The sequence below is a fragment of the Nocardioides sp. 616 genome (assembly GCF_002930065.1).
GTDB classification, from domain to species: domain Bacteria; phylum Actinomycetota; class Actinomycetes; order Propionibacteriales; family Nocardioidaceae; genus Nocardioides; species Nocardioides houyundeii.
In genome coordinates this window covers 1-9,970 of record NZ_POAG01000013.1, presented here as the reverse complement: position 1 = coordinate 9,970, position 9,970 = coordinate 1, and the positions used below count along the sequence as shown (strand labels likewise).

The 9,970-nt window shown below is 71.3% G+C and carries 9 protein-coding genes; 5 read left to right on the top strand and 4 right to left on the bottom strand.

Translation table 11 applies throughout. From position 1 onward, the window contains the following. Both C5H89_RS05795 and C5H89_RS05790 read right to left on the bottom strand, forming a co-directional pair. Positions 1–207 (bottom strand): class I SAM-dependent methyltransferase (locus C5H89_RS05795; RefSeq protein ID WP_162799227.1); only part of this gene is annotated, 207 nt, incomplete at its 3' end. Next, entirely contained in the window at positions 204–1,046 is an 843-nt protein-coding gene (locus C5H89_RS05790; protein ID WP_104106115.1) for a glycosyltransferase, read from the bottom strand. The genes C5H89_RS05790 and C5H89_RS05795, both read right to left, overlap by 4 nt. 233 nt (positions 1,047–1,279) lie before the next feature. Here C5H89_RS05790 and C5H89_RS05785 point away from each other — a divergent pair, with 233 nt between their 5' ends. Further along, positions 1,280–3,214 carry a glycosyltransferase gene (locus tag C5H89_RS05785; RefSeq protein ID WP_104106114.1) on the top strand — a complete coding sequence of 645 codons (1,935 nt, stop codon included), beginning with the start codon at positions 1,280–1,282 and terminating at the stop codon, positions 3,212–3,214. A gap of 8 nt (positions 3,215–3,222) precedes the next feature. On the opposite strand, the gene C5H89_RS05780 is transcribed toward C5H89_RS05785, so the two are convergent. Both C5H89_RS05780 and C5H89_RS05775 read right to left on the bottom strand, forming a co-directional pair. Further along, positions 3,223–4,278 carry a glycosyltransferase family A protein gene (locus tag C5H89_RS05780; protein ID WP_104106113.1) on the bottom strand — a complete coding sequence of 352 codons (1,056 nt, stop codon included), beginning with the start codon at positions 4,276–4,278 and terminating at the stop codon, positions 3,223–3,225. Next, positions 4,275–5,189, bottom strand: a complete 915-nt coding sequence (locus tag C5H89_RS05775; protein WP_104106112.1) for a glycosyltransferase family 2 protein — start codon at positions 5,187–5,189, stop codon at positions 4,275–4,277. The genes C5H89_RS05780 and C5H89_RS05775 overlap by 4 nt, the downstream gene beginning before the upstream one ends. A gap of 153 nt (positions 5,190–5,342) precedes the next feature. On the opposite strand from C5H89_RS05775, the gene C5H89_RS05770 reads away from it, so the two are divergent. The 4 genes from C5H89_RS05770 to C5H89_RS05755 all read left to right on the top strand — a co-directional run bounded on the left by C5H89_RS05770 (position 5,343) and on the right by C5H89_RS05755 (position 9,887). Continuing rightward, positions 5,343–6,413 carry an NAD-dependent epimerase/dehydratase family protein gene (locus C5H89_RS05770; protein WP_104106111.1) on the top strand — a complete coding sequence of 357 codons (1,071 nt, stop codon included), beginning with the start codon at positions 5,343–5,345 and terminating at the stop codon, positions 6,411–6,413. A gap of 4 nt (positions 6,414–6,417) precedes the next feature. Next, the gene (locus C5H89_RS05765) at positions 6,418–7,545 is read left to right on the top strand and encodes an acyltransferase (RefSeq protein ID WP_104106110.1); all 1,128 of its coding nucleotides are present in this window, start codon (positions 6,418–6,420) and stop codon (positions 7,543–7,545) included. Positions 7,546–7,600: 55 nt separating this feature from the next. Further along, entirely contained in the window at positions 7,601–9,124 is a 1,524-nt protein-coding gene (locus tag C5H89_RS05760) for a molybdopterin-dependent oxidoreductase (protein ID WP_104106109.1), read from the top strand. A gap of 97 nt (positions 9,125–9,221) precedes the next feature. After that, entirely contained in the window at positions 9,222–9,887 is a 666-nt protein-coding gene (locus C5H89_RS05755; protein ID WP_104106108.1) for a fasciclin domain-containing protein, read from the top strand. The last annotated feature ends 83 nt before the right edge of the window (positions 9,888–9,970 follow it).

Sequence of the window (9,970 nt, the reverse complement as noted above, 5' to 3'; positions counted from 1 at the left end):
CAGTGCCTCGGGGTCGACGTCGACCCCGACGTAGTGCAGGCCGAAGCGCGTGGCGACCTCCTCGGCGAGGTGCCCGAAGCCGCAGGCCAGGTCCAGGTGGACCGCACCGGCCGCGTCGCCGGCGAGCTGCTCGGCCAGCAGGGCGAGGGCGTGGCCGTAGACGTTGTCGTCGGCGACCTCGTTGTCGTAGCGGTGCCGGGCGGTCACAGCGCGAACCTGTGGTCGGCGTAGCGGTCGTCGACGAAGGTCGCCACCCGGTGCTCGGGATCGCGCTGCGGCACCAGCCGACCCTCGGCGGCTCGACGACGGAACTCTTCGGCGGCCCGACGCTCATCGGCCACGTCGGAGGCGTCGAAGTAGCCCAGGATCCGCGTCACCACGTCATCCCTGGACCACTTGTGTGCCAGCAGGAGCGCGGCCTCGGCGGAGTAGCGACGCTCGGCACCGGTGGGCATCCAGGCCCCCTCGACGCTCAGCTCCTTGTCGTGGAAGACCACGGCCGAAGGCAGGAACACCACGTGCAGCCCTGCCTCGCGCACCAGCCACGAGTAGTCCACGTCGTCGCAGTACATGAAGAACGTCTGCTCGTCGAAGCCCCCGACCTGCTCCAGCACACTGCGCCGGGTCATCGCGAACGCCGTGGTCGCCCAAGATGTGTGGCCGGTGCTCTCGTCGTAGGCCTTGGGGTGCTCGAAGGGCAGCTGCTTGGCCTCCACCATGCCGACCGACGGATCGGCCATGGCCTCGCTCATCCGCCAGAGGGCTCGGGCATCCACCACGATGTCGGGGTTGGAGATCACCACCAGCTCGCAGGCGCTGCGCCGGGCCAGTGCGTTGTGACCCTTGGAGGTGCCGACGTTCTCGTCGAAGAAGGTGTAGTCGATCCGGTCGATCGCGTCGAACCGCTCATGCAGCTCCGCGAGCGCCTGCTCGGAGAGCACCGGAGCGCTGCTCGCGTCGCCGAGCAGCACCTCGAGGCGGACGCACCGGCCCTCCTCCTTGCCCACCCGGGCCGAGGTGTCGAAGGCCTCCAAGGTGCGCGCCACAGCGACGGCCGAGGTGTGGAAGAGAATCGACTGGATGGCTACGGAGGCTGCTGGACCGAGGGTGTGTGGTGAGACTTCCGGCACGTGAACATCCCCTTGAATCGGCTGTCGGTCACGTTCGTCAGCGGCTCACCCTACCTTTGCGGCCGGGGCGCAGCGCCTATGCTGACCCCCGCCGAGAGGTCCCCCCGCACCCTGCGGCGTGAACCGATCTGAGAGGGCGAGTATCGACCATGCCGATCCGTTTGACCGTCCTGCTCATGGACTGGAGCGGTGCTCCCGCCCCAGACGAGCAGGACTGGGCGCAGGGCTGGGACGCGAGCCTCCGAGCCTGCGGCGTGGCTGCGGAGCTGGTCCGCGTCGCGGTCTCCCCCGTGTCCCGGGAGCTGGAGGTCGAGCGCGGGTCCAGGCAGACCTCGCTCACCTGCGGTGGTCAGGACTGGTGGCTGTGGGTCGCCGAGGCGCTCGACCTGGCCGACGACGACCTGGTGCTGGTCTCCGAGGCCACCTCCCTGCCCTCCCCGCTCGCGCTGGCCCGGATGCTGGCGACGTACGACGGCCAGTCGGGCGACTCGGTCCTCGTCGACGCTCGGGTACTGCCCACCGAAGTTCGAGCGATGCTGCCCGAGAGTGGGCACGCGGAGGGGGACACCGACGGTGTCGCCGTGGATGCTGCCGACGGTGCCGCCGACACGGACGTCGACGAGACCGAGGAAAACGAGAACGCCGAGGAGAAGCCGCTGCCGCCCGTCGGCCCCTACCTGGTCGCCGGGGCCTGTTCACTGCTCGACGCTGCCACCTACCGGGCAGTTGGTGGCGCCTGGCAGTCGTCCCCGCAGGACGGTGCCGGAGAGCGCTTGGCCGACCTGGCCGCCGCCACCGGGACCCGGATCCTCCCGGAGCCTGGGGCCACGATCTTCCGCCGGGTCCGCGTCGACACCACCGGCCATCCCCTGCCACTCGACCTGCCACTCGGGGCAGACAGGAGCACCGCGGTTCCCGAGCCGCGCACCTCAGGCTCGCTGCACCCGGCCACGCTGGAGGCCACCTCGCTGAGCACCTTCCTGCGCAGCCTCGGGCTGAGCGTGCTGGTGCAGGCGCAGGACCAGACCGAGCGCCCGTTCCTCTCGATCATCACCCGCACCCAGGGCACCCGGGGCCGCTGCCTCGAGGACGTGCTGACCTGCCTCAGCGCACAGACGGACCGCGACTTCGAGCTGCTCGTGATGTGCCATCGCGCCGCTCCTGAGGCTGTGGAGGAGACCCGTAGGGTGCTGGCCGAGTTCCCCTCCTGGCTTCAGGAGCGGACCCGCCTCGTCGAGGTGGATCGGCCGGGCCGCTCGGCACCGTTGAACGACGGCTTCGAGCTGGCACGCGGGCGCTACCTGGTGATGCTCGACGACGATGACACCGTCCTGGAGCACTGGGTGGAGACCTTCCACCGGGCCGAGGAGCAGGCTGAGGGCATGCTGCTGCGCTCGGTGGCCCTGCTGCAGCCCGTCCGCGCCGACCCGAGCACGCCGGAGTTCGTGCCGCGGGCCGTGGCGCCGATCAAGCGGGAGTGGCCGCTGCACTACGAGATGGTCGATCACCTGCGCGCCAACTACAGCCCTTGCATGACCATCGCCTTCCCCCGCGGGCTCTTCCACAACCTGTCGCTGCGCTTCGACGAGAATCTCAACACCACCGAGGACTGGGACCTGATCGTCCGCTCCGCGGGCGTCGTGGGGGTCCACTCGGTTCCCGAGATCACCTCGGTCTACCGGTGGTGGGGGGCCGGCTCGTCCCGCGACGAGCACGGCAAGGCCGAGTGGGACGACGCCATGCACCGGGTCATGGACAAGTTCGACGAGACCACCATGCTCATGCCGCCCCACGGGTTCGACCGCTTCCGGTCGCTGATCAAGAAGGCCCAGGCCGACGCAGGCAAGATGCACGGTCAGGCCCGCGAGTTCGCCACCAAGCTGCACCAGGCCAATCTTCGGGTCAACCGGGTGGCCGCGGACCGAGACCGGCTGCGCGAGCGCGTGGAACGCCTCAACGCCAGGCTCGAGAAGCGCAACGCCCGGATCGAGGAGCTCGAGCGGCAGCTAGCGGAGGGTTTCCCAGCAGCAGGACAGACCGCGGAGCCCGAACGACGTGGCTGGCGCCTGGGCAAGAGACCCTGAGGCCTGACTCAGTCCCGGCCAGAAGTTCGGCCGAGCCTGCGGCCCCAGCGGCTGGTCGCCTCGGTCCCCGGCTCCTCGGCCCCCTGGTCACCGGCCTTGCCAGCGGGGCCGGCCACCTTGGCGCGCAGGCGCGCGACCTGGGCGTCCCTCTTGGTCAAGGTCGCCTCGAGCCGGGCCACCCGCTGCTCCAGCCGCGCCACCTGGGCCTCGATGTTGACGATGTGGTCGTCCTTGAGCCGCAGCTGGTGCCGCAGATCCTCGGACGGGTCGGTCATGCTCCCCACGCCGGCGACCAGCGCCGAGAGTGAGCCCGGGGGCAGCTGCCACCCCCGGCCGTCGACGACCGCCAGCAGCCGCTCAAGGTCGGCCGGGTCCTCCTCGGGGCCCTGCGCGGAGCGGATCGCGATCACCTCGCCGACCTCTGTGATGCCGGTGCGGGCGACCGTGCGCAGCACCAGGTCGCGCAGCGCGGCCGTGCCCAGGGGTGCCTCCACCAGCGGGTCGGCGGAGGCCAGCGCCGCGCGGGGGAAGGCGAAGCCGTGACGGGACGCCGTGGGATCGGGTCCCAGGTGCTCCAGCACCGAGAAGACGCCGGAGCCCCGACGCGCCGGGGCACCGGTCGCTCGTACACCGGCCAGCCCGCCGACCGCGGCGGAGGTGACCTCTTGGTGCAGCACCAGCCCGCGCAGGGTGCGCAGCCCGTCCCCGGCGTGCTGCTGGCAGCTCTGGACCCAGTGGGCGAACCAGGTAAGGCCGTCCGAGACCGTCACGTAGTCGCCCTGCGCCTGGGCCAGCGCCGGCTCCAGCCAGCCCAGTGGACCCGCGGCGTCGACCTCCAGTGTTCGCAGCCGGGAGCGCAGCGTCCCGGGCTGCCCGGCGAGCAGATCGTCCAGCGCCACTGAGGACATGCCGGTCGACAAGCCGGTGGGCGAGCCCTCGTCCCTGGTGCGCACGAGCAGCGCCTCGAACGAGGTGGAGGTCTGGGCGGCGAGCGAGAGCAGCGTCTCGCGCAGCTGGTCCGGGTCGGAGCCGACGGGCACCAGAAAGGTCAAGAAGGGGTTCACAGCTCGTACCTGTGCTCGGTGTAGTAGCCGTCGGCGAAGCAGCCGATCCGGTGCTCCGGGTCGTGCTGGGCGACGAGCAACCCGGCGGCGCGGCGGCGCTCGAACTCGGTGACCGCGTCGCGGTACTCCTTGGTCTCCGAGCGGCGGTAGTCCGCCAGCACCCGGGTCACCACGTCCTCGCGAGACCACTTGTGGGCCAGCAGCAGCGACGCCTGTGCGGAGTAGTACGTCTCGGCACTGGTGGGCTGCCAGGCTCCGGTGAGCGAGAGCCGCTTGTCGTGGAAGGCCAGCGCGGCGGGCTGGAACCGCACCACCCGCCCGGCCTCGCGCACCAACCAGGAGTAGTCCACGTCGTCGCAGTACATGAAGAACGTCTGCTCGTCGTAGCCGCCGAGCTCGGTGAACAGGTCGCGGGGAGTCATCGCGAACGCCGTCGCCGCCCACCCGGTCTCGCCGGTGGCGGGGTCGTACTCCTTGGGGTGCTCCACCGGGATCTGCTTGGCCTCCACCATGCCGGTGGTCGGGTCGTCGAAGAGATCGAGCATCCGCCACAGGGCGCGGGCATCCGGGACGATGTCGGGGTTGCTGGTCACCAGGTACGAGGCCTCGCTCAGCGTCGCCAGCCGGTTGTGCCCCTTGGCCGTGCCGGTGTTCTCGCCGAAGAACTCATAGCTCACCGAGGACAGCGAGGCGTAGCGCTCCTGGAAGCACGCCAGCACCTCGTCGCTGACCAGCTGCTGCGGCGAGGCGTCACCGAGCACCACCGAGAGCCCGTCGGCGAGGCCCTCGCGCCGGGCCAGCGCCGCAGAGGCGTCCAGTGCCTCCAACGTGCGTTCGAGGGCGCCCAGCTCGGTGCCGTACAGGATCGCCTGGACGGCCACGGTGCGCTCGGGCGAGGGGTTGCGGGGCACGCTGCTCCTGGTGGAAGAGGCGGTGCGCGCGACGAACGTCGTCGGCGCCGACGTCCCGTATGCTACAAGTCGCCCGCCGCCCCCAGCGGTGGCGCCCAGAGTCCTCAGCCGTTCATCGCCGGCCGTCGCCGGTCAACCAGAAGGTGCTCCGCCATGTCGCCACGTCTCGGTCCGGTCCTGGTCACGGGAGGCGCAGGCTTCATCGGGTGCGGGCTCTCCCAGGTGCTGGCGGCTGACGCCGAGCGGTGGGTCGTCCTCGACAACCTGCACCCGCAGGTGCACCCGGTCGCCGAGCGCCCCGCGGCGCTGCACGCCGCGGCCGAGCTGGTCCGCGGCGACGTCACCAGCACCGCCGACCTGGACGCCGTGATGGCCGACATCCGCCCCGAGGTCGTCATCCACCTCGCGGCCGAGACCGGCACCGCCCAGTCGCTGGACGAGAGCACCCGGCACAGCCTGGTCAACGTGGTCGGCACCACCCAGGTCCTCGACGCCCTCACCCGCGTCGGCCACGTGCCCAGCCACGTGGTGCTGACCAGCAGCCGCGCCGTCTACGGCGAGGGCCAGTGGCAGCGCCCCGACGGCACCGTGTTCCACCCGGGGTTGCGCACCCACGCCCAGCTGGAGTCCGGACGGTGGGACCACGAGGGCGGGACGGCCCAGCCGCACCACGCCGCCACCACGGTGCCGGCCCCGGTCAACGTCTACGGCGCGACCAAGCTCGCCCAGGAGCACATCCTCTCGGCCTGGACGGGGTCCCGCGACACTGCTCTGACCGCGCTGCGTCTGCAGAACGTCTACGGTCCCGGTCAGTCGCTGACCAATCCCTACACCGGGATCGTGTCCCTCTTCTCCCAGCTTGCGATGCGCGGCCAGTCGATCCCGCTCTACGAGGACGGGGACATCACTCGCGACTTCGTCTACATCGACGACGTGGTCTCCGCCATCGCCACGGCGGTCGCCAACCCTCCCCAGCAGATGCGCCTGGTGGACGTGGGCTCCGGGCAGCCCTCCACCATCCGCCAGCTGGCCGAGACGATCGCAGCCTTCCACTCCGCCCCCGCGCCGCACGTCACCGGGCAGTTCCGGGACGGCGACGTCCGACACGCCTCCTGCGTCCTCGACGAGCAGCTGGTGGCGCTGGGCTGGAAACCGCAGTCCTCACTGGCCGAGGGCGTCGCGGCGCTGCAGGGATGGATCCGCGAGCAGCTCTCGGCGCGGTGACGACGTGACGACGACGCAGCCCATCACCCAGGCCTCGACCGAGACCTCGGCGAAGGCCACCGCGGAGCTGACGGGTCGCCCGGCGAACAACCTCGACTTCCTGCGGCTGGTCGGGGCGTTCGCCGTCATCGTCGGGCACTCCTACCACCTGCTGGGCAGCCCGGGCCCGGTCCCCTGGCTCCTGGGCTACTCGATCTCGACACTGGGCGTCGTCATCTTCTTCTCCATCAGCGGGTACCTGATCACCGCCAGCTGGCTGCGCTCCCGCGATCCGTTGAGCTACTTGGCGGCCCGGTTCCTGCGCATCTTCCCAGGGCTGGTGGTGGTGATCGCGGTCAGCGCCCTGCTGATCGGACCGCTGGTCTCAACGCTGCCGGCCGGGGAGTACTACGGCAACGACCGGATGGTCAGCTATCTCTACAACATCGGGCTCTACCTGCAGTACGACCTGCCGGGAGTCTTCGCCGACCTCCCGTACCCCGTGGCCGTCAACGGCTCGTTGTGGACGCTGCCCGCCGAGTTCTTCTGCTATCTCGTGGTTCCCGTGGCGTTCCTGGTGCCGAAGGCGACGCGGATGCCGATGGTGCTGCTGCTGCTGGCCCTGAGTCTGTGGGCCGCCTCGGTCCCACCCCTGGAGTCGCGGGTCATCTACGGCAGCCGGCTCAGCGACGCCGCAGCCATGTGGGTGTTCTTCGCGGCGGGTGCGCTCCTGAGGCTGGCCCACGCGCGGCACCGGGGCCTCCTCCGGGCCGATGTCGCGGTCGCCCTGCTCGCCTCGTACCTCGTGGTGATCAGCGTCTACCCCTCCTGGGTGCTGTGGACCTCCTGGATCGCGCTGCCCTACGTCGTGCTGACCGTAGGCCTGGCCAGCACCCCCTACGTACGTCGTGCCTCCCGGTACGGCGACCTGTCCTACGGGCTCTACGTGTGGGCCTTCCCCGTCCAGCAGCTGGTGGTACACCTGATCGGCGTGCAGCAGATGCTGGTCAACCTGGTGCTGGTCACCGCGATCACCACCGTGCTGGCCTGGCTCTCCTGGCACCTGGTGGAGAGCCCCTCGCTGCGCCTCAAGGATCGGCTGGTCGCCCGCCGACGCCCGGCGGGCCGACAGGTCGCCACCACGCCGACCTAGTCCGGCGGTGGCCGCCGGGGCCAATCCGGGAGCGCCTCCGCGCCGAACCACCCCCATGGCTCCCCTCAGCAAACTGGCCGGAGCCCCCGCGGGGCTGCTCGCGGCGATCACCGGCATGGCCGCCGCCCACCTCGTCGCCGGGTTGACCGACCCGGACGCCTCGCCGGTGCTGGCCGTCGGCTCCCAGGTCATCGACCTCACCCCCACCCCGGTGAAGGAGTGGGCGGTCGCTGAGTTCGGCACCGCCGACAAGCCCATCCTGATCGGCAGCGTGCTGGTCGCCACCCTGCTGCTGGCCGCGCTCGCGGGCATCGTCGCCCGGCACAGCCTGGCCGCGGGCGCCGCCCTGATCGTGCTGCTCACCGGCCTCGCGGGCTACACCGCCGCGGCCCGTCCCGAGGCGGGCGCAGGCGTGCTCATCCCGGCGGCGGTCGCCCTGGTGGTCGGGGTCGGGGTGCTGTCCTGGCTCACGCCCTCCGGCTCCCGGGCCGGCACCGGCCCCGCGGACCCGGCGCGGACCGGCGTGCGGCGCCGCTCCCTGCTGCTGGCCGGCGCCCTCGGCGTGGCGCTCGCCGCGACCGGCGAGTGGGTGGCACGGGCGCGGACCCGGATCTCCGACGTGGTGCTCCCCGCCGCGTCGGAGAAGGCGCCGCCGCTGCCCTCGGGGCTGGAGCAGACCTACGACGGGATCTCCGCCTTCCGCACGCCCAACGACGACTTCTACCGGATCGACACCCGGCTGACCCTGCCGATCGTCGACCTCGACGAGTGGCGGCTCACCATCGACGGCGACGTCGGGCAGGAGGTGGAGCTCAGCTTCGACGACCTGCTCGCCATGCCGCTCGTCGAGCGCGACATCACCATGACCTGCGTGAGCAACGAGGTCGGCGGCGAGTACGTCGGTGCGGCGCGGTGGCTGGGCGTGCCGCTGACGAGCCTGCTGGCGATGGCCGGCGTACGACGGGTCGGCGACACCGGGGCGGACCAGATCCTGTCCACCGACGTGGACGGCTTCACCATCAGCACCCCGCTCGAGGTGGCCCTCGACGGGCGCGAGCCGCTGGTCGCGGTGGGCATGAACGGCGCCCCGCTGCCGCGGGAGCACGGCTTCCCGGTCCGGCTGGTGACCCCGGGGCTCTACGGCTTCGTGGGCTCGACGAAGTGGCTGCGGCGCCTGACGCTGACCAGCTACGACGCCGAGCAGGCCTACTGGACCGAGCGCGACTGGGCCACGGACGCCCCGATCAAGGTCTCCAGCCGCATCGACACCCCCAAGGCGTTCGCCGAGGTGCAGGCCGGCCAGGTGGTGGTCGGCGGCGTCGCGTGGGCCCAGCAGCGGGGCATCGACAGCGTCGAGCTGCGGGTCGACGGCGGCCCCTGGCAGCGGTGCGAGCTCGGGCCGGACGCCGGGGTCGACTACTGGCGGCAGTGGTACTTCCTGCTCGACGCCGAGCCCGGCTCGCGCACGCTCGCGGTGCGCGCCACCACCTCCGACGGCGACGTGCAGACCCCGGCCCGGGCCACGCCGTTTCCCGCGGGATCGAGCGGTGTCCAGGAGATCGTCGTCACCGTCTCCTAGAAGTTTCCTCCCCTCGGGCAATCCGGTTGCCGCGTGGCGCCGAATGACCCATGACACGTGGCCGAGAAGGTCGCCCACCAGCAAAGGACGAGAAATCATGCGCAAGATCACCCGCACCACCGGACTGGCCGCCATGGCACTCACCCTGTCCCTGGGCCTCGCCGCCTGTGGCAACGAGGACGACGACTCGAGCGCCAGCGAGACCAGCTCCTCGGCGTCGCCGATGGAGTCCGAGTCGATGGAGTCCACCCCGATGGAGTCCGAGTCGACCATGACCGAGAACTCCGCCGCGGCCGCGCCGTTCGGCGAGGGCTGCGCCGCCGTCCCCACCGAGGGAGCCGGCTCCGTGGACAGCATGGCCACCAAGCCGGTCGCCACCGCCGCGTCGGAGAACCCGCTGCTCACGACGCTGGTCGCCGCCGTCGGCGAGGCCGGCCTGGTCGACACCCTGAACTCCGCCGAGGCGCTGACCGTCTTCGCACCCACCGACGACGCCTTCGCGAAGATCCCGAAGAAGGACCTGAACGCGCTGCTGAAGGACAAGGAGGCCCTGACCGAGGTCCTCACCCACCACGTGGTGGCCGGGCAGCTCGGCCCGGACGAGGTCGGCGGCGAGCACGAGACCCTGGCCGGCGACACCATCGAGGTCACCGGCGAGGGCGAGGCCTGGACCGTGGGCGACGAGGAGGCTGCCGTGATCTGCGGCAACATCCCCACCGCCAACGCCACGGTGTACGTCATCGACTCCGTGCTGATGCCCTGAGATTGCGGTAGCGACCCGGCATAGGTTTGATAGCCCCATGAACCACCTCTCGTCCGTCCCCTCCGGTCCTCCGGAGGGGACGG